14 protein-coding genes are annotated in these 24,421 nt (G+C 53.0%); all 14 read left to right on the forward strand.

Annotated elements, in window-relative coordinates; genetic code table 11:
* Nucleotides 1-82 precede the first annotated feature (82 nt).
* A complete protein-coding gene (locus T433_RS0114085) occupies nt 83-1,954 on the forward strand; it encodes a RagB/SusD family nutrient uptake outer membrane protein (protein WP_027450826.1) in 1,872 nt (623 codons plus the stop codon).
* Nucleotides 1,955-1,982: 28 nt separating this feature from the next.
* Complete coding sequence (locus T433_RS0114090) at nt 1,983-2,435, forward strand: DUF5004 domain-containing protein (RefSeq protein WP_027456225.1); 453 nt, start codon at nt 1,983-1,985, stop codon at nt 2,433-2,435.
* A 9-nt stretch (nt 2,436-2,444) separates the two neighbouring features.
* Nucleotides 2,445-3,527 carry a DUF4961 domain-containing protein gene (locus T433_RS15670; RefSeq protein ID WP_044110134.1) on the forward strand — a complete coding sequence of 361 codons (1,083 nt, stop codon included), beginning with the start codon at nt 2,445-2,447 and terminating at the stop codon, nt 3,525-3,527.
* Between the two features lie 20 nt (nt 3,528-3,547).
* On the forward strand, nt 3,548-6,391 hold the full coding sequence (locus T433_RS0114100) for a SusC/RagA family TonB-linked outer membrane protein (RefSeq protein WP_027456226.1): 2,844 nt from the start codon (nt 3,548-3,550) through the stop codon (nt 6,389-6,391).
* A gap of 14 nt (nt 6,392-6,405) precedes the next feature.
* Nucleotides 6,406-8,178 (forward strand): RagB/SusD family nutrient uptake outer membrane protein, encoded by a 1,773-nt coding sequence (locus T433_RS0114105; RefSeq protein ID WP_044110136.1) that lies wholly within the window; start codon nt 6,406-6,408, stop codon nt 8,176-8,178.
* Nucleotides 8,179-8,181: 3 nt separating this feature from the next.
* Complete coding sequence (locus T433_RS0114110) at nt 8,182-11,268, forward strand: SusC/RagA family TonB-linked outer membrane protein (protein WP_027450822.1); 3,087 nt, start codon at nt 8,182-8,184, stop codon at nt 11,266-11,268.
* Between the two features lie 30 nt (nt 11,269-11,298).
* The gene (locus T433_RS0114115) at nt 11,299-13,554 is read left to right on the forward strand and encodes a GH92 family glycosyl hydrolase (RefSeq protein WP_027456228.1); all 2,256 of its coding nucleotides are present in this window, start codon (nt 11,299-11,301) and stop codon (nt 13,552-13,554) included.
* Between the two features lie 32 nt (nt 13,555-13,586).
* Complete coding sequence (locus T433_RS0114120) at nt 13,587-15,725, forward strand: GH92 family glycosyl hydrolase (protein ID WP_027456229.1); 2,139 nt, start codon at nt 13,587-13,589, stop codon at nt 15,723-15,725.
* Nucleotides 15,718-16,836: a glycoside hydrolase family 130 protein gene (locus T433_RS0114125; RefSeq protein ID WP_027456230.1), complete on the forward strand. Its 1,119-nt coding sequence runs from the start codon at nt 15,718-15,720 to the stop codon at nt 16,834-16,836. The genes T433_RS0114120 and T433_RS0114125 overlap by 8 nt, the downstream gene beginning before the upstream one ends.
* Nucleotides 16,837-16,857: 21 nt before the next feature.
* Nucleotides 16,858-18,984, forward strand: coding sequence for a TIM-barrel domain-containing protein (locus tag T433_RS15675; protein ID WP_044110140.1), 2,127 nt, complete (start codon nt 16,858-16,860; stop codon nt 18,982-18,984).
* Between the two features lie 152 nt (nt 18,985-19,136).
* Complete coding sequence (locus tag T433_RS0114135; RefSeq protein ID WP_044110142.1) at nt 19,137-19,628, forward strand: RNA polymerase sigma-70 factor; 492 nt, start codon at nt 19,137-19,139, stop codon at nt 19,626-19,628.
* A gap of 18 nt (nt 19,629-19,646) precedes the next feature.
* A complete protein-coding gene (locus T433_RS0114140) occupies nt 19,647-21,035 on the forward strand; it encodes an SGNH/GDSL hydrolase family protein (RefSeq protein ID WP_027456231.1) in 1,389 nt (462 codons plus the stop codon).
* A gap of 70 nt (nt 21,036-21,105) precedes the next feature.
* A complete protein-coding gene (locus T433_RS0114145; protein WP_027456232.1) occupies nt 21,106-21,918 on the forward strand; it encodes an alpha/beta hydrolase in 813 nt (270 codons plus the stop codon).
* 3 nt (nt 21,919-21,921) lie between these two features.
* Nucleotides 21,922-23,985, forward strand: a complete 2,064-nt coding sequence (locus tag T433_RS16085) for a DUF5005 domain-containing protein (protein ID WP_052357178.1) — start codon at nt 21,922-21,924, stop codon at nt 23,983-23,985.
* The last annotated feature ends 436 nt before the right edge of the window (nt 23,986-24,421 follow it).

Below are 24,421 nucleotides of genomic sequence, written 5' to 3' on the forward strand. Positions count from 1 at the left end.
TTGGCGGCAACTTAATCGTGATGTTAATGTAATCTCTTTGATTCGTAAAACCAATTAACTAAGAAAACTATAAATGTAAGTAATGAAAGCAAAAGGAAATCTTTTTGTACTATTGCTGGGGATACTTGGCATAGTCTCGTGCAACGACAGTTTCCTGGATCAGACGGCTACAACTGATTTGGACGAAGAGAGTGTCTTTGCCGACAGTGCTTATGCGACTGGATTCCTTACGGAGATCTATGCCGACATAGGCTTTGATACCGATTTGGATCGTTTCGGTAATGGTGGACTACAAGTTGCAACCGACGAGTCGGAGGCACGTGCGTCTTCAACAATCTCGTCGGGTGTGGCCTTCGCTACAGGCACCGTCAACCCAATCATTGTGACCAATGATGTATGGGGTAAGTGTTATGCCAACATCCGTCGCTGCAACAAGTTCTTGCAACTTGCCGACCGTGCTCCTATCGCTGCTGCAACACTTTTGCAGTATAAGGCCGAGGCACGTTTCCTGCGTGCATGGTATTACTATATCTTGTTGCGCCACTATGGCGGTGTGCCCATCGTTTATGACAAGATATATGGTGCCAACGAGAAGATTGACGCCACGCGACAGAGCTACGAGACTTGCGTAGAGTATATCATCAGTGAGTGTAACGCCATCGTCAATGACAATGTGTTGCGTCCACGTAACGCAGGTCGTAGTAATGGTCGCATCAGCCAAGCTGCCTGTCTGGCTCTCATCATGCGTGTGACGCTCGATGCTGCCAGTCCCCTGCATAATGGTAGTGGCTTCGGCACCGACAAGACGAAGTTGTTGTTAGGCTATGCTGACAAAGACCCTCAGCGTTGGGGTCGTGCCTACGAGGCTGCCAAGCGTTGTATGCAGATGCAGGGCGATTATCGCTTGTTCGAGTGTCATACCCGTCATAAGTTCCCAGACGATGGTCCAGAACCCGGCTGGGGCTTCTATGCCGTACAGTCGCCTGCCGAGTTTGTCAATGTCACTTCTGACAATACATCCCGCGGCACATTCACCTATCCCTATGCTTCTTACCAGGAGATCATCCTGATGAAGAAGATGCCTCTCAAGATCACAACCTGTCAGTTGCTGGACCCACCATCATGTGGCGGCAACGGTGGTGCTGGCTATGCTTACTATGACCTTGCCAAGTGTTTCCCCATGATAGACGGTAAGCCCATTGGTGAGAGTGCCTATACCTACAATCCTTTGCAGCCGGCTCAGAATCGCGATCCGCGTTTTGACATCTCTATCATATATAATGGTAGTCGTATCTGCAACCAGCAGGATTACAAATATCCCGTTTATACATACCAGGGCGAGAATTCTACGTCAGACGCTGTCCACTCGGGAACACCTACCGGTTTGTACACGCGTAAGATGTTGCCACGTGCCGCATCGGGCAACTGGTGGATTGAGCCACCTCAGTCACGTCCGCTGATTCGTTTTGCAGAGGTGATGCTCGACTATGCCGAGGCTGCCAACGAGTGGAAAGGTCCTGACTTCCAGGAGACATTGGCCGATGGCAATACTTATGGACCACTGGAAGTGTTGAAGCTCATTCGTCGTCGTGCAGGTATTGACGCTGGAGCCGATGGCATGTACGGACTGAAAGTTGGCATGACGCAACAGGAGATGCGCGAGGCCATCCAGCTGGAGCGCCGCATTGAGCTGGCATTCGAGGGCTTCCGCTTCTTTGACGTACGTCGTTGGATGATTGCCGAGCAGACCGAGAATCAGCTGATGCATGGTATAGAGATTACACGTGTCGTTGACGAGGAAACGGGCAAGGTTTCCTATGAGCCCCGTGAGTTTGATGTGCGTCCACACATCTTCCGTCGTGCCATGTATTTCTGGCCTATTCCCTATGCCGAGACTGTAAAGTCGCCAGAACTCATTCAGAACCCTTACTATGATGAGATGGTTTCAGAATAATTAGTCAATTAACAGAATACGATTCCGTATGAAAAATATAATTAAGAAAACAGGTAGTGTCCTACTGATGGCTTTGGCGCTGACGGGCTGTTCGCAGTTCAGTGACGACTCAAACCCTTATGATGTCGCTGAGGCGGTAAAGAGTTTCGGTGGGGTGTGGAAACTGAAGTCTGTGACCCGCAATAATATCGACATCACTGCCGACATGGACTTTAGCAAGTTTGAACTGCATATGGGTGACGATGGTCGTTACCATATTGAAAACTACTTGCCATTCGTTGTTGAGAAGGATGGCACGTGGCATACCGACGACCCTCTCTATCCCTTCCAGTTGTCATTCCTCGAGGATGGAGCTGCCAGCAGTGTCGATGTTAACTTCAACTTCCCTGTTGTTAATGGTCAGCGCTCGTTGCTCATCACCCTCTCGCCTGGATGTGCCAGCAATGTTTATACTTACACCCTTGAACGAACAGATAATTGACAATAGACTATGAAAAAGAAGATGTTCTTCAAACATATCACATATGTGTTTATCCTAGCTACCGCTGTGGCTCTGTCTGCTGCTGACTGTGTCTTCATCGACAGGTACGACATCATGCAGACCGACGAGGAAGGTCGTCAGCTCAATTCTGTCAAGGCGGGCAGTCCTATGACTTTCTCTGTCGTGGGACACTTGGAACCTCGTACTACCGATAATAATGGCGTCACTTCGAAGCTTGTTTTTGCCATGTTGGCTCCCAAAGACTGGGATGTGGCGCATCAGGCAAAGGTGACCTATAAGACAGGCTATCATGATGACCCTGAAGAGGAATTGTCCATGTCGGTTATTCCTGAGTCGCAGTTGCCAAAAAATGGTGAGGGCCGCACCTGGGCACAGTGCTTGACCAGCGACTATGGCGTTGGGCCTAACGTGCTTGACGATATGGAGTGGATAGTCTTTCAGACAGACAAGACATGGGTTGTGCGCAACAACGAAGACAAACCTTTTTATATCTTCGTACGTACCCGTGCAGGACAGCGTAATCTGAAGTGTAAGCTTGGTTTCTTCATCAACCATACCGACGATGGTTTCAGTGGTGGTACTGATCATAGAAAAGTGGTTTTCGCTAACGACTGTTTCGAGGTGACGGGCGGAAAAGGTATGACGATCGACTTCTGTAACCGTCATTTCAACCGTTTATCACCATTGACGGCTCTGCAGAATGATTATGTGACCATCAGCTATCAGGCTGATGTCGATCCTTCTGTGTCTTCCAATCCTTTGGCTGCTACCGACGAGATCTACCTGCAGGGCAAGGCAGTGACCGTCAGTGGAAAGACATATGATGCCCCTGCCATCGGTGCGCAGACCTTGATGCGCAGACAGTCAAACCTGGGACGCTCGTTTAGTCTGACCATCTGGCCCGCAGGTTTCTTTAACGTGCCTACTGACGAAATCATCGACCACATCGACTACTATTTCAGCAATGCCGATGGTTCTGCCATCGTCAATCAGTCAACTGACGATAAAGTTCAGCTTGGCGCATCTGATGGTGACGACACCCCCTTCAACCTAAAGCTTGAATGTGAATAACAACCAATACCAATAACACAATGAAAGCAATATCCCGAACAACACTCATGCTTATCGCTCTGGCTGCTATTTGCTCTAAAGCCTATGGCCAGTCGGCTGCTCAGCGAGGCGACTCGACAACCGTCGATTTTGTTTCGGCTTCGGCTCCTTCGGTAAGCGGAAAAGATATGGAGAAGTATCTCTCCACAGATATATTGACCTCGTTACAGGGACGCATCGCTGGTTTGAACATCAGCCAATACCGTGGTAGCGACCTGCCCCGCATCTCGGTGAACACTTCCGCTGACCTCATCGGCTATCGTCCTGCCTCTTACGGTCAGCTTCCCTATGGCGACAACACCCGTTTCTTGATATCCAGTCGTGGGTTGGCACCTGTCATCATCGTTGATGGTATTGAGCGCGACATGGTGTCGCTCGATCCTGAAGCTATCGAGAGTGTCACCATCAAGCGCGATGCCCTGTCATCCATGTTCCTTGGCATGAAGAGCTCACGTGGCGCACTGGTCATCACCACTAAGATGCCTACGCACGACCGTTTGCATTTCGGTTTCACGGCCAAGTGGGGAATCCATAGCAACGTCAAGGACCAGAAGCCTCTTTCTGCCAGTCAGTATGCTTATCTGCTGAACGAGGCTCTGCAGAACGATGGTCGTTCGCCCATCTATAACGCGCAAGACCGTGATGCCTATAGGCACCAGACTTCACCATTCACTCATCCCGATGTCAACTGGTATGATGAGTTGATGAAGAAGAATGCCCTCTCACAGTCTTACAACCTGAATGTGACTGGTGGCGGCAAGGTGGCTCAGTTCTTCGTGTCGTTAGGCTATACCGGCGAGGAAGGCCTGTTTAAGACCAACAGTGACAATGGCTATAATACCAACTTCGATGTGAACAGATATATGATCTCGTCGAAGATCAATGTTAACATCACTGAGGACTTCACTGCCACGATGACTGCCATAGGCCGTGTCATCGAAGGTAATCAGCCTGGTGGTTCTGGTTCTGGCTATAGTGACTTGTTGCTGAACATATGGCGTACGCCAAACAATGCTTATCCTGTGCATAACCCTGACGGAAGCTGGGGCGGCACCATCGCCTTTACCAACAACCTGGCATCACAGGCATGGGAGTCTGGCTATATCAATGATAACATGCGTGACATCATGGCTACGCTTTCGTTGAAGTACGACTTCGATAAGCTTGTACGCGGACTCTCTGCTACCTTTACAGGAAGTGTGGCACACCAGACACGTACGGCCATCGTGCGTACCAAGCAGAACCCTGTTTACAGCTATTCTCTTGTTGACGGTGTTCCCACCTATCTTCGCTATGGTAACTCGGTATCACAGGGCAACAGCTTCACCGCTGTGTCAACCTATCAGAACCTCTACGGACGTTTGTCACTCGACTATACCCGCCAGTTCGGTCTGCATCATCTGACGCTGGGCGCCATGGGTGATACCCGCCATGAGGTGGTACAGTATGACCTACCTATGATTCCATCAGACATCATGGAGAGTATCCGCTACGACTATGATAAGCGTTACTTCTTGGAGGCAGCTGCCACGCAGAGCTATTTCAACCGCTATGCACCCGACAATCGCTGGGGCAGCTTCTTCGCTGTGGGTGGTGCATGGAATATCACTCGCGAGAACTTCATGCAGTCCACCTCCACTTGGCTTCAGGAACTGAAGTTGCGTGCCACCTATGGACATACCGGCAACGGCATCGACAACTCTGGTTACTACCAGTATCGTCAGCGCTTCTCACAGAATGCCACGGCGGCTTATCCTCAGGGAACATCCATGGGTACCAACGGCGGTATCTTTACCAGTGAGACCATGCCCATGGCCAATCCTTTCATCACCTACGAGAAGGCACACAAACTGAACATTGGTGTGGACGGTGTCTTGTTCGATGGAAAACTGTCGGCCACAGCAGAGTTCTACTATGACAAGTACCTCGACCTGTTGCAGACACGTGGTAAGAGCATCGAACTGATTGGCGCAAACTATCCTACCGAGAATATCGGCCGCTCACGCCGTTCAGGCTTTGATGTTAGCCTGAGTTGGAATGACCATATTGGTCCGGTCTCTTATTATGTGGCACCCAACTGGAGTATCGAATATACCAAGTTGCTGTTCATGGACGAACAGGAGCAGCCTTTCAACTATCTGCGCCAGACTGGCCGCCCCCTCGGTGTGGTCTATGGCTTGCAGGCTTTAGGTTTCCTGACGGCTGCCGATATTGCCGATGGCTATCCTGTCATGCAGGGTGTTGAGGTACAGCCCGGTGATGTGAAGTATGCTGATTTGAATGGTGATAATATCATTGATGAGTACGACCGTACCGTCATTGGAGGCGACAAACCTCTGCAGTATTTCGGTCTCGACATGGGACTGAAATACCGTGGCTTCGAGTTCTCTATGCTTTGGCAGGGCGTTTACAACCGTGACCTCTATGTGGACGACCGCACCCTCGTTGAGGGATTCCAGAGCATTGGTAACACCTACGGACAGGCTTACCAAAACATCCTTGGACGTTGGACACCAGAGACAGCCGAAACAGCTACTTACCCACGTCTCTCGGCTGGTGGCAACACCTATAACTACGGTGGTTATTATGGATCATCACTCTGGATGCATAATGGCAACTTCATCCGTCTTAAGAATGTGCAGTTAGCTTATAATCTGCCCGAAAATCTCTGTCGTAAGCATCTGGGAGGGGTGGGCGTCAAGGTGTTCGTCAACGCACAGAACGCGCTCACTTTCTCTGCCTGCGATTTGGTTGACCCCGAGGTGTCTTTCACTTCTTCACCCTTGCAGCGCTGCTTCTTTACAGGTATCAATCTCAACTTCTAAACTCAGACAGTTCAATGAAAGCAATTAAATATTATATCTTAATATTTGCAGGGTCTATCATGACGCTCACGTCCTGTATGGATGGCTATGAGCCGCTTCCTGCTGATGAGTTCACCTACGATTATCTGTTTTCTACCACCGACTCGTTGGGTAAGCAGGCACGTCAGTACCTGAACACCATCTATGATATCATGGAGAATGGCCACAACCGTGTGGGCGGCGACTATCTGGATGCTGCCTCTGACGATGCCATCAGCATTGATATGGATGGCGAGCCCGATGTGCTGCGCCTCGCCACTGGTCGTTACACGGCCAGTAACGGTGTGGGCGGCGACATGCGCTGGGGACAGTATTACACCGGTATCCGTAAAGTGAACATATTACTCTCGGGCATCGACAAGGTGCCTTATCGTGCCACTTATACGAATGCGCTCGGGCAGGTTCGTCCGTTGGGCGTTACCTTCAAGGCCGAGGCCCGTTTCCTGCGTGCCTGGTTCTACTTCCAGCTGTTGCGCCGCTATGGTGGTGTGCCTATCATTGGCGATCGTGTGTTTACGCTCAATGATGATGTGGAACTGCCTCGTAACACTTTTGCCGAGTGTGTTGACTATATCGTCACCGAACTCGACGATATTCAGGACTCTCTCCGTTCTGTAGGTACCATGAGCAATGTGGCTGAGTTTGGCCATGCACCCACCAAGCAGGCTTGTCAGGCTTTGAAATCGCGCGTGCTGCTCTATGCGGCCTCTCCGTTGTTCAATGGAAACACACTGGAGAGTGGCAACGAACTGGTGGGCTACGCATCCTATGACCCTGCACGCTGGAAGCGTGCTGCCGATGCAGCCCGTGACCTGATCGAGGGCGAGGGACATAAGGGTAAGGACAGCCTCACACTGACTGAGGATATGCGTGATGTCTTCCTGAAGTTCTACGACTATGGTGGAAATCCAGAACTGATCTTCTTCCGCCAGGGTGGAAACAACACCAGTGTTGAGGTATATAATGGTCCACTCGGATTCAGTGGCAGTCGTATGGGTAACGGCCGTACGTGTCCTACCCAGAACCTGGTCGATGCGTTCCCCATGGCCGATGGTCGTATGCCTGGTGACAGTCCTGCCTATGCTTATTCTGATGCTGATCCCTATTCCAATCGTGATCCACGCTTGGACATGACTGTTCTTCACAACGGCTCACAGTGGTTAGGCACTCAGTTGGCCACATGGCAGGGTGGTACGCATAACCCTGCGAATGGCAGTGACTATTCGCTCACCAGCTATTACATGTGCAAGTTCATGGGTAAGTTCCAGACGGCCAGCGAGTATTCTTCTGTCATCCATGTATGGGTCATGTTCCGCTATGCGGAGATCCTGCTAAACTTTGCTGAGGCTGAGAATGAGTCGGTAGGACCTACTTCCGAGGTTTATAATGCACTCTATCTCCTGCGCAAGCGTGCTGGTATCAAGAAAGGATCTGAGGCCGGCTACAGCTATGGTCTGAAGAACGGCATGACGCAGGATGAGATGCGCCAGGTGATTCGTAACGAGCGCCGTATCGAGATGGCTTTCGAGGAGCAGCGCTACTATGACATCCGTCGCTGGCGAATCGCAGAGCAGGTCTTTGCCAAGCCTTTGCAGGGTATGCAGATTGTTCAGAGCTCGGGTACTACCACCTACAGCCGTGTGGATGTGTTGAATGTCAACTTCACCACGCGCAACTATCTCTATCCCATCCCCTTCAGTGAAGTCAACAAGAATAGGAACATGGTTCAGAACCCCAATTGGAAATAAGTTATGAAACGACTCATATTTATCTTTGCGTGTCTGTTTACATGCATGCTCATCTCAGCCCAGTCGATCACGGTGAGCGGTGTTGTTACCTCAGAAGATGATGGTGAACCGATGATTGGCGTCACTGTCAAGGCTGGTACTTCGGGCAAAGGTACTGCCACCGATATTGACGGTGCTTATACGCTCACGGTCAACAAAGGCGAAAAACTCACATTCACCTATGTGGGCTTCCGCCAGTACTCGGCCGTGGTAAAGGGGCCCAGACTCGATGTCGTGATGCAGGCCGACAATAGTCTGCTCAACGAAGTGGTGGTTGTGGGCTATGGCCAGGCGAAGCGTATCACACTGACCGGTGCTGTCAGCGCTATCAATGGTAAGGAACTTCAGAAGGTGCCTGTCAGCAGCGTGCAGAACGCGCTTGCCGGTAAGCTGCCTGGTTTCTTCTCACAACAGCGAAGCGGTCAGCCTGGTAAGGATGCCAGTGACTTCTTCATCCGTGGTGTCAGCTCGCTCAACAGCGATGGCAACAAGCCTCTTATCATTGTCGATGATGTGGAATATACATACGACCAGTTGTCGCAAATCAACGTAAACGAGATTGAGAGCATCTCTATCCTGAAGGATGCTTCTACGACAGCTGTCTATGGTATCAAGGGTGCCAATGGCGTACTTGTGGTTAGAACCCGTCGTGGTGAGAGCGGTGTGCCCAAGATCAATGTGCGTATGGAGACGGGTGTTCAGATGCCGGTACGTACGCCCAACTTCCTGGGTAGCTACGAGACTGCTCAGCTCGTCAACGAGGCTCGTGCCAATGATGGCTTGACTCCTCGTTTCACAGATGCCGATATCGAGCACTTCCGCACGGGCGATGACCCCTACGGTCATCCCGATGTCAACTGGTATGATGAGATTTTCAAGAAGTCTGCCCAGCAGTCTAACGTCAATGTCGATGTGTCTGGTGGTTCCGAGCGCCTGAAGTATTTCGTGTCTGTTGGCTATTTCGGACAGAATGGTCTGGTGCGCGACTTCGACTCTGGCGATGATCTGAACAGTAACTATCGCTATCGTCGTTTCAACTTCCGTTCTAACCTCGACTTCCAGGTCAGCAAGAATCTCACCATGCGCCTGGACATCACCTCTCGTTTCATGAACATCAACGAGCCACGAGGCATCAATGCCACGGGCGAGATCTACAACTTCTCGGCCATGCATCCCTATTCGGCTCCCGTCATGAACCCCAACGGTACTTATACCTACCTCTATGACACCGACTCACGTCGCCCCACACTGAATGCCCGCCTGGCTAACGAGGGTTATGTGCGTTCACGTCGTAATGACAACAACCTGCTCTATCAGGCAACTTGGAACATGGACTTCCTGACCAAGGGACTGTCGTCTAATGTGCGTCTGGCCTATTCTACCATCGACGAAAATGCCCGTTCTGCATGGCGTGGCGAGTACCCCACATGGCACTACAACTCAGCCAATGGCACCTACACCATTAACCCCGACAATGTGTTCACCAAGGGCGTGCCTGCCATCACCGTTGAGCCTCGTACTGCCATTAAGGATATGAACCTCATGGCCTCGCTCAACTACCACCGTGTGTTCAACGAGGCTCACGATGTGGAGGGTATGCTGTTCTACAACCGCGAGAGCACTACCACCGAACTGAATACTCCCGCTTTCGTCGGACAGCCTAAGGTGCCCGAGAAGTTCATGGGTTCTACGCTCAAGCTGAGCTATAAGTACAAGAACCGCTATCTGTTCGATTTCAACGTGGCATACAATGGTTCTGATCGTTTCCAGGAAGACCATCGTTTCGGCTGGTTCCCCGCTGTCGGTGCCGGTTGGGCCATCTCTGAGGAGCCTTGGTTCCGCGACCATGTGAAAGGTGTCGAACTGCTGAAGATCCGTACCAGCTATGGTCTCGTAGGTTCCGACGTGGCCATGGGCAACCGTTACCTCTATAACCAGGTTTATGAAAAGGGCAACAGCTACCAGTTTGCCGAGTACGAGGAAGAGTGGTTCCAGGGCTATCGCGAAGGTGCTCTTGGCAATGACCGCGTGACATGGGAAAAGGCCAAGAAATTCGACCTCGGTCTTGACATCAACCTGTGGAACAGTGTGTCTATCACGCTCGACTACTTCTACGACAAGCGTTACGACCAGCTCGTTTACCGCAATGATATCCCCCTGATGCTGGGTATTGGTACCTCGCCCATCAATGTGGCTCGTACCACCAATCAGGGCTTCGACGGTCAGATTGGCTATCGCAACCACTGGGGCGACTTCAGCTTCAACACCAACCTGGTGTTCTCTTATGCTAAGAACAAGATTGAATACATGGCTGAGGCTCAGCAAAGATATGCCTGGTTGGCACAGACGGGCCACAGCATCGGACAGCAGTTCGGTTATACGTGGATTGGCTACTACACCCCCGAGGATATCGCGCTCATACAGGCCGGAGCTGAGGGTGCTCCTGCCGTGCCCAACACCGACATCCCTGTGCAGGCAGGCGACCTGAAGTATAAGGATCTGAATGAAGATGGCGTCATCAACGACTATGACAAGAGTGCCATCGGACTGCCCAACCTGCCTAACACCACATTGGGTTATACCATCGGCGGCTCGTGGAAGGGTCTGACCCTGAGTGTGCTGTTCCAAGGCTCATTCAACTACAGTTTCAGTGTTGTAGGTACTGGTATCGAACCTTTCAAGAGTCAGTTCCAGCCCTTGCACCAGAAGCGTTGGACATTGGAGCGCTACCTGAATGGCGAGAGCATCGAGTTCCCACGTCTGACCAGCAACCCCGCAACCATCAACAGTGCTTCGGCTTATATGTCTGACTTCTGGTTGATCGATGCTTGGTATGTCCGTCTGAAGACCATCGACCTGAGCTATGATATGCCACGTAAGTGGACCCCCAACTTCCTCAGTTCGCTGCGTCTGTATATGAATGCCTATAACCTCTTCACCTGGACCAGCTACGACAAGTATCAGCAGGATCCCGAGATTCAGACCAACTCTGCTGGTGATGCTTACATGAACCAGCGCGTGCTGAACTTCGGTGTGTCTATGTCGTTCTGATTCCATTAGATAATATTAAAAGAAAAAGATATCGTCATGAGTACGAAACGAATACTATGCTTGTCGCTCTTTGCAATGGTCCTGTTCTCTGGCGTGCATGCCCGGAGGGTCGATCTGACCCGCTTTGTGGATACCCGCCAAGGTACAGCGTCTGATTTCGGATTGAGCCACGGCAATACTTTCCCGGCCACAGGCATGCCTTTTGGCATGCACCTGTGGTCACCACAGACTGGAGCTAATGGCGATGGATGGAAGTACCAGTGGCAGGCTAAGACCCTGCGTGGACTTTGTCAGTCGCATCAGTGCAGTCCATGGGTGGGCGACTATGCTGTCTATTCGTTGATGCCCGTTGCCGGACAGTTGCGTACCGATGGCGATGCGCGTGCCACGGCTTTCTCTCATGACGACGAGACGGCGCTTCCTCATTATTATCGGGTGCGCCTAAGCGATGGCACCACCGCCGAGGTGGCGCCCACCACGCGTGGTGCCCATTTCCGTTTCAGCTATCCCAAAGGTCAGCAGTCATGGCTGGTGCTCGATGGCTATACCGGTCAGTTTGAGTTCAAGGTCGATGCCCCCCATCGTCAGATCGTGGGCTGGGTCAACAACCAGCGTTTTGTCAATCATGCAGAGACCTTCCGTTGTCATTTCGTCTTGCAGTTCGACAAGCCCTTCACCTCGCATGGCCAATGGAGTGGGGGCATCTATGTTGGCTTCGCACCAGGCACCAAGGTGCAGGTGAAAGCGGCCTCGTCGTATATCAGCGAGGAGCAGGCCCGTTTAAACCTGCAGACCGAACTGGGCAACGACCATCGGCTGGAACAAACCCGTGAGCGCGGCCGTCAGACGTGGAATGCCCTGTTGGGTCGTGTCTTGATGGAGGGTGGCACAGACGAGCAGTTGCGCACCTTCTACTCCTGTCTGTTCCGTGCCAACCTCTTCTCGCGTAAGTTCTATGAGCGCCGTGCCGACGGTTCCCCTTATTATTATAGTCCCTACGATGGCCGTGTGCACGATGGCTATATGTTCACCGACAACGGCTTCTGGGACACCTTCCGCTCGCAGTTTCCGCTTATCTGTCTTCTTCACCCTACCCAGCAGGGCCGCTATATGGAAGCACTCCTTCAGGCCCAGCACGAGTGTGGCTGGCTGCCATCCTGGTCTTTCCCTGGCGAGACCGGCGGCATGGTGGGCAATCACGCCATCTCTCTTTTGGCCGATGCTTGGGCCAAAGGCATCAGAACGGTTTCTGCCGATAGCATTCTGAAAGCCTATGCCCACGAGGCGATGAACAAGGGTCCCTGGGGTGGTGCTAATGGTCGTGCAGGATGGAAGGAGTACTTCACCATGGGCTATGTGCCTTTTCCCGAGTCGCATGGCAGTGTCACCCAGACCTTAGAATATGCCTACGACGATTTCTGTGCGTGGCAGTTGGCACGTTCTGCGGGCCTGAAACATTGGGAACGTGTGTTCGGGCGTCAGATGATGAACTATCGCAACCTGTGGGATCCCGCCACGGGTTTCATGCGCGGTCGTGGTGCCGATGGCACCTTTGTCGAACCGTTCGATCCGCTGGAGTGGGGTGGCCCTTATACCGAGGGCAATGCCTGGCATTACATCTGGTCTGTCTTCCACGATGTGCAAGGTCTTATCAACCTTTTTGGCAGCGATCGCTCCTTTGTGGAAAAGATAGATAGTGTTTTCACGATGGAGAACACCGTGAAGCCCGGATGGTATGGCAGTGTCATCCACGAAATGAAAGAAATGCAGTTGGCCGATATGGGACAATATGCCCATGGCAATCAGCCCATCCAGCACTTGCCCTATCTCTATAGCTATGCCGGCGCGCCCTGGAAGACTCAGTATTGGGTTCGCCAGATCATGAACCGTCTCTACAACAGTGGTCCACAAGGTTTCCCAGGCGATGAGGACCAAGGTGGCATGTCTGCATGGTATGTGCTCAGCGCCATGGGTCTCTATGCAGTCACTCCAGGCACCGATCAGTATGTGATAGGAAGTCCCCTTTTTGGTCGTATGACATTGACCACCGAGGATGGTCATCAGTTTGTGGTCGAGGCGCTGAAAAACAGTCCAGAGAATGTCTATATCGATTCTGCCACATTGAATGGACAGCCTTTCGAACGCAACTACCTGACCTACGATGAAATCAGTCGGGGCGGCCACCTTGTCCTTCACATGTCGTCAGTCCCCAATTGTCAGCGAGCCATTTCCAAACAGGCGGCACCGTTCTCGCTTTCCAAGGCCAGGACAAGAAGATCACGCTGAGTTGATTCAAAGATTAATTATAAAAAGATTGTATGCATAAAAAACTATTTGTTGTTTTCCTCTTAGCTGCCCTCGGACAGACCTTATGGGCGGGCTCTCGTGCACGTCTTGTCAACCCGTTTATCGGCACGCAGGGCGCAGGCCTTACCTCTGGCTATCTCTTTCCCGGAGCCACCTATCCTGGTGGTATGGTGCAGTTCACCCCCACCTATTTTGCCAAGAACGCCGGATTCGTTGTCAATCAGAATAGTGGTGGCGGATGCGAGCATATGGGCAACTTTCCCACATTCCCTGTGAAAGGTGCTCTCAAATCCTCTCCCGACAAGATACGTAATGCCCGTTTTCAGGTGACGGGCGAGAGTGGTCATGCTGGCTATTACGAGGCCCATGTCAATGGCGATGTGAAGGCAGCGCTCACCGTCACCGAGCGCACGGGCATGGCAGAATATGTATTCCCCGACTCTTCCCGTCAGAATACCATCATCATCGGCGCCGGTATTGCTGCCACACGCATCACCGAGGCTGCACTTGTCGTCACGTCGCCCCACAGTGTAGAGGGCTATGCCGATGGTGGCTATTTTTGTGGCATCCGCACACCCTATAAAGTCTATATGGCGGCAGAGTTTGATGCCGATGCTGTTGTCACCGGTACGTGGAAGGGCGACCGCCTTCATCCTGGCGATACCTTTGCCGAGGGCGAGTTCTCGGGCGTCTATTTCACGTTCGACACCCGTAGCAAGTCTGTTGTCCACTATAAGGTGGGCATCAGCTATGTCTCTGTAGAGAATGCCAAGGAGAACCTGCGCCAGGAGAACCCCGGCTGGTGCTTTGATGCTGTCTGTCAGCAGACGGAGGATGCCTGGGAAAAGATGCTCTCGCTCATCGACGTAGAGGGAGGCAACAGCAGTCGCACCGCGCAGTTCTATACCCACTTGTATCGTTCCTTCATTCATCCCAGTGTGGCCAGCGATGTCAATGGCGAGTATATGGGAGCCGATTTCAAGGTGCACCAGACCAATGCCAAGTACTATTCCCAGTTCAGCAACTGGGACACCTATCGCACCCAGATTCAGTTGTTGGCCCTGCTACAACCCGATTGGGCCAGTGATATCGTGGTCTCTCACCAGTTGTTTGCCGAACAGTCGGGTGGTTCCTTTCCTCGTTGGGTGCTGGCCAATATCGAGACCGGCATCATGCAAGGCGATCCCTCGGCCATCCTGGTCAGCAATGCCTGGGCATTTGGTGCCCGTCGCTACGACCCCAAACCTTTGTTCGACATCATGCGTCGTGGTGCCGAGGTGCCAGGCGCCAAGTCACAACAGGAGGAGACACGCCCCCACCTGAAGCAGTATCTGGAGAAAGGCTATTGTCCTGCATCCATCCAGCTGGAGTACACCTCTGCCGACTTCGCTATTGGCCAGTATGCGCTTCATGCTGCTGGCGATGAGTTTGCCTCGTGGCGCTATTTCCACATGGCGCGTTCATGGAAGAACCTGTACAATCCCGAGACGGGATGGCTGCAATCCCGCAATGAGGATGGCTCCTGGAAGCCCCTCAGCGAGGATTTCCGCGAGGCCACCTATCAGGACTATTTCTGGATGGTGCCTTACAACCTGAAGGGGCTCATCGACATCATTGGCGGACCTGCCAAGGCCGAACAGCGTCTCGACACCTATTTCAGGCGCTTGGATGCTGGCTATGGCGACACCTGGTTCGCCTCAGGCAATGAACCCAGTTTCCAGGTGCCTTGGGTCTATAACTGGGTGGGCTGCCCTTGGAAGACGTCGCAGGTGGTACGCCGCACCCTCAACGAGCAGTACACCGACCGTCCCGATGGTCTGCCTGGCAACGACGACCTGGGCTCCATGGGTGCCTGGTATGTGTGGGCGTGTCTTGGCATGTATCCCATGATCCCCGGCGTGGGCGGTTTTGCGCTGAGCACCCCCGTCTTCCCCCATGCCACCATCCACCTGCCTCATGGCGATGTCATCATCAAGGGTGGTTCCGAAAAGAAGATATACACGACTGGTCTTACCGTCAATGGTCGGGAGCACCTGTCCACCTGGTTAGACCTGAAGACCATCATCGATGGCGCCACACTCCAATATCAAACCGCTGCCAGTCCTCATCGCAAGTGGGGCACGCAGATAGCACCTCCTTCTTATGAATAAGTCACTTCTCTTTACTGTAGCAGCCATGCTGACCTTGATGGGCTGCAAATCCTCGTCCGAACAGTCCAAGTCATGGGCGCTCGGTCCTTTCAAGCGTCCGGTCAATGTGGGGGCCGTCATCTCGCCCGACACCAACTCCGTCTTCTTCTGTCCCATGCGTGGCGAGGCGGTGAAGTGGGAGGGCAGCGACACCTTTAATCCTGCGGCTACCGTTCTCAACGGCCGCGTGGTGTTGCTCTATAGGGCCGAGGATAACTCAGCCATCGGCATTGGTCAGCGCACCTCGCGCATCGGCTATGCCTCGTCGCCCGACGGACTGTTCTTCCAGCGGCATGGAGCACCTGTGCTCTATCCCTCTCAGACTGACGACCAGGCCGACCTCGAGTGCCCCGGCGGTTGCGAGGATCCCCGTGTAGTCATGACCGAAGATGGCCTCTATGTGATGATGTACACCCAGTGGAACCGCAAGCAGGCACGACTGGCCGTTGCCACTTCTCGCGACCTGGTCACCTGGCAGAAGCACGGTCCTGCCTTTGCACAGGCCTATGGCGGTCGTTTCAAGGACGACTTCTCCAAGTCGGCGTCTATTGTCACCTGTCTTAAGGACGGCCGTCAGGTGGTGGCACGTATCGGCGATAAGTACTGGATGTACTGGGGCGAACAGTTTGTCAACGTAGCCACGTCGGATAACCTGATCGACTGGACCCCGTTGCTCGACGAGCATGGTGAACTTCTGCGTGTCATGGAGCCGCGCAAGGGCGCTTTCGACAGTCAGCTCACCGAATGCGGACCGCCCGCCGTGCTTACCCAGCAGGGCATCGTGCTGATCTATAATGGCAAGAACCTGGATGGCCCTGATGGCGATGACCGCTATGTGGCTAACACCTATTGCGCCGGACAGGCCCTTTTCAGTGCCGAAGACCCCACGCAACTGCTCGACCGACTTGACGAACCCTTCTTTGTTCCCGAGGCCGATTACGAGCGTAGCGGGCAGTATCCGGCTGGCACGGTTTTTGCAGAAGGGTTAGTGTATCATAAGGGGCGTTGGCTTCTTTATTATGGTTGTGCCGACTCGCGTGTCGGTGTCGCTGTGTGTAACACTAAGTATTAATAATAGTAAGTAAAAACCAGAATGAAAAGATTAATTCTCTCGCTGTTGACGGCACTGTCGCTCACGGCTTCAGCCCAGGTGTCCACGATGGTAGGCGACCGTGTGGCTGTCTTCTATCCCAAGAACTACGATGCTGCCAACCACCAGCCATCACCTATCTTTGTTCATGAACTGACGCCTACAGCCACCCAACTGGCTGCCAACTGGCAATTGAAACCTGTGTTCACTCAGGAGAACGGTCATAGCATTGCCACCATCAATGTGGGCGATGCCGACCTCTACGGCACTGGCGAGGTCTATGGCGACCTGCGTCGTAATGGCGAGACCATCGGCATGTGGAACAAAGACAACGGTCTTTATATGACCGAAGGCGGTAAGCGTCTCTACCAGACCCATCCCTGGGTGCTTGGTGTCAGAAAGGATGGCACCGCCTTTGGTATCATTGCTGATAATACATGGAAGTCAAAGCTGACCACGGGTCGCGAGGTGCGCTTCGACAGTGAGGGCCCTGCCTTCCGCGTGATCATCATCGAGCGCCAGACCCCTGCCGAGGTGCTGCAGGAGCTGGGCCAGTTGAGCGGCACCATGGAGATGCCCCCGCTCTGGTCTCTGGGCTTCCACCAGTGTCGTCACAGCTATGTGCCCGATACCTGGGCTATGGAGATTGCCGATACCTTCCGTGAGAAACAGATTCCTTGCGACGTCATCTGGATGGACATCATCTATATGGATGGCTTCCGCATCTTCACGTTCTCGCCCGAGCAGATGCCCGATCCCAAGAAGTTCAATGACTATCTGCATAAGAAGCACTTCAAGTCCGTGTTCATGATTGACCCCGGCGTGAAGGTCGATTCCACCTATTTCGTCGATCAGCAAGGTATGGCCGGCGACTACTATGTGAAGAAGGCTAATGGCGAGAACTTCGTTGGCAAGGTATGGCCCGGCGATTGCCATTTCCCCGACTTCACCCGTCAGGATGTTCGCTCTTGGTGGAGCACACTCTATAAGGATTTCATGGCCACCGGTATCGATGGTGTATGGAACGACATGAACGAGCCTGCCGTCTTCGATGGTCCCGACAGTTCGATGCCTGAGGACAACCAGCATGGCATTGCCTCGCCCGCAGGCGCTGTCGAGGTGGCCGGTTCTCACTTGCGCTATCACAATGTCTATGGCTACAACATGGTGCGTGCCACACGTCAGGGCATCCTGACAGCCAATCCTCAGAAGCGTCCCTTCGTGCTGTCGCGTTCCAACTTCCTGGGTGGTCAGCGCTATGCTGCCACGTGGACAGGCGATAATGCCTCTACCTGGGAGCACATGAAGGCCAGCATCCCCATGACCTTGAACATGGGACTCACCGGTCAGGCGTTCAATGGTCCTGATATTGGTGGCTTTGCCCGCGATTGTAATGGCGAGCTGCTGGCTCACTGGACGGCCATCGGTGTCTATTTCCCCTTCGTGCGCAACCATTGCAGTCTGGAGGAGGTGCAGCAGGAACCATGGGCCTTTGGCGAGAAGGTAGAGAAGGTGTGCCGCACGGCCATCAACCGCCGTTATCGCTTGCTGCCCTATGTTTACACCCTCTTCCGCGAGTCTTCAGAGACCGGTCTGCCCGTCATGCGTCCTGTCTTCATGAGCGATACCGAGGACCAGCGTCTGCGCAGCGAGCAGCAGGCCTTCATGTTGGGTGCCGACCTGCTCATCGTGCCACGTTGGGCCGAGAACCCCGCACTGCCAAAGGGCAACTGGAAGACCTTCACCCTGGAGCAGGGTGACGATGGCTATCAGGCTCGCCTCTCATTGCGCGAGGGTGCCGTGCTGCCTTTGGCCAATCTGAGTCAGAACACCGAGGAGTATAGCACCGACTCGCTGACCGTCCTGGTCAACCTCGATGCCAATGGCAAGGCCTGCGGTCGCCTGTATGAGGATGCTGGCGAAGGTTTCGGTTATCGAAATGGCGACTATGCCGATTATGAGGTGCAGGCCAAGGCCGAAGGAAAGCTGCTCACCGTCTCTCTCGAGCAGAAGGCTGGTCGCCGCGAGCACCCCGTACGCTGGTTGCGCATCGGTCAGTTGGTAGGTGGCAAGGTCATCTATTCACCCTGGCAGAAAGGCACCTCGGCCACTGCCAAGCTGAAGAAATAAAAATATAGCAATCTAAGCGAAAATCGAACCAAAAGGCCTTTTGACAGGCAGTTTGGTTCGATTTTTGCTTTTTTGTGTTCGATTTTTATGTATCGTCATCGGCTTATTGGCTACCTTTGCCAGCGAAAACCAATAAGCTAAAAACTGCATTGATGGATTATGATCAGCTCTACACGGAACTCTTCCCTCGACTGGTGCAAATGGCATCGGCCTGGATAGCGCGTGAGGATGCCGAAGATCTGGTTCAGGATGTGCTGGTGAAGCTTTGGGAGCGCCGCGAAGGGTTGTCGTTCGTCGCCAACATCCGCACCTATGCCAATGCTGCCGTGCGCCATAAGTGTCAGGACTACCTTAAGCATCTGGCTTATGTGCGCGAACATCGTCGCAGCCAGTGGGCCAACCTGTGTTTGGCATGCGAGTTGGAGAGCCCTATGCGCTATGTGGAGTATCGTGAGTTGTCAGCTCGGGTGGAGCAGGCCGTCAGTCACCTGCCGCGCCAGAGCAGGACCGTCTTTCAGCTAAGCCGCTACGAGGATAAAAGCAATGCTGAGATTGCCCAGCAGCTTGGCATCTCGGTCAACACGGTGGAGTGCCACATGACCAAGGCGCTGCGTCGTCTTCATTTCTATCTGAATGTATCTTAAAAAAATATCAATATCAATATGAAAAAGAATATCTTAATCTCTCTGCTGCTGTTGGCTAGCATGCCTCTGGCTATGAAGGCCCAGCAGGTAGCCCCCTTCAAGAAGGGAGACCGCGTTTGTTTCGTTGGCAACAGTATCACCGATGGCGGTCATTACCACTCTTACATCTGGCTTTACTACATGACGCATTTCCCCTTCGAAGAGATGTGGATGGCCAACTGTGGCGTGGGTGGCGACACCAGTCTTGAGATTCTGAACCGTTTGGATGGCGACGTATTTGCCAAGCGGCCTAATGTCATCACCCTGACATTCGGTATGAACGACAGCGGTTATTTCGAATACAACGGTCCCGAGCCCGAGAAGTTTGCAGCCGAGAAACTGGCCACCTCAAAGAAATACTTCTATCAGATTGAGAAGCGACTGCAGAACCGTCCCGACACACGTATGGTGATGATTGGCACTTCGCCCTACGACCAGACATCCACCTTCAACGATAACATCTTCCGCAACAAGAACAACACCATTGGCCGTATTGTGGCTTTCCAGGACTCGGCAGCCAAGGCCAACCACTGGGAGTTCGTGGACTTCTGGGCACCTATGACCAAAATCAACGAGGAGCAACAGAAGCTCAATCCTAAGTTCACTATCTGTGGCAACGACCGCATCCACCCCGACAACGACGGTCATCTGGTCATGGCCTATCTGTTCCTGAAGGCGCAGGGCATGGCTGGCAAGAAGGTGGCCGACGTCGAGGTCAACGCCAAGAGCAAGAAGGTGCTGAAGAGCGACAACTGCACCATCACCAATGTCGAAAACCGTAGCGGTGTGGTCAGCTTCGACTATCTGGCCAACTCGCTGCCTTTCCCCATCGACACCATCGCTCGTGGATGGGAGTATAAGCGCCAGCAGGCCGACGCCCTGAAGGTCATTCCTCAGTTCATGGCTGAGATGGACGATGAGGCTTTCGCTGTGACGGGCCTGAAGGGCAACTACCAGTTGCTCATCGATGGTCAGCTCATCGACACATTCTCGGCAGCACAGTTGGCTCAGGGCATCAACCTGGCCACCTATCGCCACACACCTCAGTACCAGCAGGCCAAGACCATCATGGAACTCAACGAGACCCGTTGGGAGATTGAGCGCCAGTTCCGCGACTACGCCTGGTTGCAGTACAACTTCTTCATGAAGCATGGCATGCTGGACCAGAACGACGAACAGGCTGCCCGCACCTTCCGTGCCGGACAGGACGATGGTTGGGTGGCTGCCAAGCGTGGCCTCTACGACAAGATGATCCATAAAGAGGTGCGCGACATGCTTCAGCGCCAGATGGACCTCATCGTGGAGCGCATCTATCAGATCAACAAGCCCCAGGTGCGCAAGGTGGTGCTGACGCCAGTCAAGCGATAATCAAAAGTTTTAAAGTTAGTATATCTACAAGTTTTTTTCAGAAGTTATTAGTTTATAGTTATTATTAATGATGGTAAAGAGGTTGTTATCTTTTGTGTCCTGCCTGGCTGTCGTGATGGTAGTCAGTGCGGGGCGCATTGATTCTAAGAAGGTGTTCAGCAAGGCCATGAACCGCGATGTAGAGGTGACCGTGGTGATTCCCACCAAGGGCGAAGGCCCTTGTCCTGTGATATACCTGTTGCACGGTGCCTACGGTCACGAACGGTCGTGGCTCGAGATTCGTCCCGACCTGGCCGATGTGGCCGACCGTGAGCACGTCATCTTCGTGACGCCACGTGCCTATAACACGTGGTATTTCGACAGTCCCCAGCATCCCGAGGTGCGCTATGAGACCTTCCTCTCCTCCGAACTTATCAGCTACGTCGATAGCCACTACCGCACCATCGCCAGTCGCGAGGGACGTGCCATCACCGGACTCAGCATGGGCGGTCATGGTGCGCTCCACACAGCCCTGCGCCATCCCGACATGTTTGGTGCTGTGGGCAGCACCAGCGGTGGCGTGGACTTCCGCCCGTTTCCTCAGAACTGGAACATCCAAGACGAGTTGGGCGAGATGGCTGCCAACAAGCAGCTATGGGACGAGCATGTCGCCGTGAACCTCATCGACCGCATCCAGAACCATCAGCTGGCCATCATCTTCGACTGTGGCGAAAGCGACTTCTTCCTCGAGGTCAACAAGAACCTGCACCAGCGTCTGCTGGGCCGTGGCATCGACCACGACTTCATTCAGCGTCCCGGTGGTCACAACAGTGAATATTGGGCCAATGCTATCGATTATCAGATCTTGTTTTTCCAAAAGTTTTTTCATCATAACAAACGCTAACTTATGAATCGCAAACGTTTCCTGTTTATCAATGTTGCCTTGTTGGCTGTGGCTGCCTGTCTGTGCTGGTCGTGCTATAAGATCACGCTCGTTGTTCAAGCTCACAGCATTGTCAAGGGCAATGTGTTCAATGGCAAGATGGTTATCAAGGACACCAACAACACGGCCGGTGGCGTGGAGCATGTCTATGGCCTTTTTGGTATTCGTGTGCCCGAAGGATGGGAGGTCGATGGGCAAATCGTGATGACTCAGGTGGCCAAGGCCACGACCGATACGGGCGACCCTGACTATAACCAAACCATCACGCGTAGCCTGCAGTCGAGCCAGGCCTATACCGACCTACTGAACCGCTGCTATCCGCGCGCGGGTTACACATGGTTGGGATTCGTCACCTCCAGCGACTTCAAAACCCTGCTCAGTGGCAATGATGCGACAAAACGTGTGGATAGCATCTACGTGAACTACACCATTGCTACTTCAAGCGACAAGACCGGTGTCTATTATCTGGACTATGTGGCTGGTCATATAGCCCACGATAAGGTCAACCAGATAGGTGCCGTGGACCGTGATTGGGCCACCCGTGTGGCTACCTTCCAGGCCGACAGCATCACCAACTTCTACCTCACCGACACCAGCATCCGTGTCACCAATGCGGATGGCAGCATGGACGGACCTGGCGATATGGAGTGGGCCACACCTGTTGAGTGGGACTTGGAGGCTATGCCCAATGCCACCTATGCCGGAACGGCACGGGCCTATAAGGACTTGAAGTATAACGGGCTGTTCACACGCACGCTCGGATGGAATGGTGGTGATGGCGTGCTCACCGTGGGCCTGCCCAATGGCGATGTGCTGTGGACCTTCAACGACAGCTTCTATGGCGTTGTCAACGAACGTCTGCGTGCGCGTGGCAATTGCAGTTTCCCGCGCAACAGCATCATGGTGCAGAAGTGTCGCGACGGTGTGCTGGGCGAGACGCCTCAAGACCTGGTATGGCTGGCCGACTATGTCAACTGGACCGATGCCAGCGCTGACCGCTATTTCCATGCCCGTACACACCTGCGCCACCCACAAGGCGAGAAGACCGCTGCCGAGATCGCTGCTGGCGACATCGACCAGACGAAGGTCTATTGGTCGGGCGATGGCACGGTCTATAACGGAAAACTGCAGATGATATGGGTGGGCGTGGAGTCGGCCGAACTGCTCAACCTCGACGGTTCGCTGGCCACCTACAGCCTGGATGGCAACGAGCCCGAGGGTTACTATCTGCCCACCATTCCCGACTACCTGCCTCACGAGGGCGACTACCTCTATCGCGAGAGTCACACACCCAACAAGTTTGTGGGTCCTTGTGCCTATGGCTCCACCCTGTGGGAGGACGAAGATGGTCACTGCTATCTCTATGCCGTAGAAAATATGGGCACGGTGGTGGCACGTTCGCAGACCCGCGACCTCTATAGTCCTTGGCAATACTATATCAAGGATGCCAACGGACAGTGGAACTGGCAGGACACCTATCCTACTGAGGAGGAGCGCCGTCGGTCCAACATCATGGCATCCAGCAGCTATGCCATCATGTTGCCATGGGTGTTCAAGCAGGGCGACTGGTATTTCATGACCTCGCAGGCACCCATCTTCTCTACCGATGTCTATATCTATCGTTCCAGAACGCCTTACGGTCCTTTCGACGAGCGCAAGCTGCTGTTCCGCTTACCCGACCATCTTGACAAGCTTGGGTCGCAAGCCTATCACTGGCTCTATATGGTGAACCTCCATCCAGCCCTCTCGCGCCAAGGCGAGCTGGTGTTCTCGACCAATAGCGACCCCGACGACTTCTGGATGAACTTCAACGCCAGAGGTTCGGCCGACTACTATCGTCCGTTCTTCTATCGCGTGTTCGACTGGCAGAAAGTCTATAGCGACTTGCCCACGTCAACAGCCGGTGTGGCACCAAGTATTCCCGAACGACTTCAGGATAACTCCTATTATAATCTCCAGGGTCAGCGCATCGATCATCCCCGTCGCGGACTCTATATTAAAAACGGTAAAAAGGTCTTCATCAAGTGAAGACCTTTTTTTGTGTCATTTTGGTTAATTAATCGTAATAATTTTACAAATTCTTGCATTTCTCTTACAACCAATCACATTGTTTTATATATTTGCAGCAAACTTTTCGAATAGACGAAAGCAGACATGAATAATAACAATACTGACCCCACCCCCTGCCCCTCCCCTACAAGGGAGGGGAGAACCGCAGAGGAAGCCGCCTCTCTCCCCTCCCTTGTAGGGGAGGGGCAGGGGGTGGGGTCAGTAACCTCAGTTATATAGAAGCATTAATACAATAATTAAATAACATAAACCTAAAAATAAGTAATAATGAAAGCCAGAATTCTATTAACCATGACCTGCCTGTTTGGTATGGTTTCTATTGCGAATGCCCAATTGTCGATAGATAGTCTTCCATCAGTTTCCGACTGAATTAAGAACCCCAGATTCTTCATGA

The organism is Xylanibacter brevis ATCC 19188 (assembly GCF_000621725.1).
In the GTDB taxonomy this organism is placed as follows: domain Bacteria; phylum Bacteroidota; class Bacteroidia; order Bacteroidales; family Bacteroidaceae; genus Prevotella; species Prevotella brevis.

Excerpts from the sequence above, each read along its gene's own strand:
- T433_RS0114085 (WP_027450826.1), top strand. The coding sequence starts at position 83 with ATGAAAGCAAAAGGAAATCTTTTTGTACTATTGCTGGGGATACTTGGC.
- T433_RS0114090 (WP_027456225.1), top strand. The coding sequence starts at position 1,983 with ATGAAAAATATAATTAAGAAAACAGGTAGTGTCCTACTGATGGCTTTG.
- T433_RS15670 (WP_044110134.1), top strand. The coding sequence starts at position 2,445 with ATGAAAAAGAAGATGTTCTTCAAACATATCACATATGTGTTTATCCTA.
- T433_RS0114100 (WP_027456226.1), top strand. The coding sequence starts at position 3,548 with ATGAAAGCAATATCCCGAACAACACTCATGCTTATCGCTCTGGCTGCT.
- T433_RS0114105 (WP_044110136.1), top strand. The coding sequence starts at position 6,406 with ATGAAAGCAATTAAATATTATATCTTAATATTTGCAGGGTCTATCATG.
- T433_RS0114110 (WP_027450822.1), top strand. The coding sequence starts at position 8,182 with ATGAAACGACTCATATTTATCTTTGCGTGTCTGTTTACATGCATGCTC.
- T433_RS0114120 (WP_027456229.1), top strand. The coding sequence starts at position 13,587 with ATGCATAAAAAACTATTTGTTGTTTTCCTCTTAGCTGCCCTCGGACAG.
- T433_RS0114125 (WP_027456230.1), top strand. The coding sequence starts at position 15,718 with ATGAATAAGTCACTTCTCTTTACTGTAGCAGCCATGCTGACCTTGATG.
- T433_RS15675 (WP_044110140.1), top strand. The coding sequence starts at position 16,858 with ATGAAAAGATTAATTCTCTCGCTGTTGACGGCACTGTCGCTCACGGCT.
- T433_RS0114135 (WP_044110142.1), top strand. The coding sequence starts at position 19,137 with ATGGATTATGATCAGCTCTACACGGAACTCTTCCCTCGACTGGTGCAA.
- T433_RS0114140 (WP_027456231.1), top strand. The coding sequence starts at position 19,647 with ATGAAAAAGAATATCTTAATCTCTCTGCTGCTGTTGGCTAGCATGCCT.
- T433_RS0114145 (WP_027456232.1), top strand. The coding sequence starts at position 21,106 with ATGGTAAAGAGGTTGTTATCTTTTGTGTCCTGCCTGGCTGTCGTGATG.
- T433_RS16085 (WP_052357178.1), top strand. The coding sequence starts at position 21,922 with ATGAATCGCAAACGTTTCCTGTTTATCAATGTTGCCTTGTTGGCTGTG.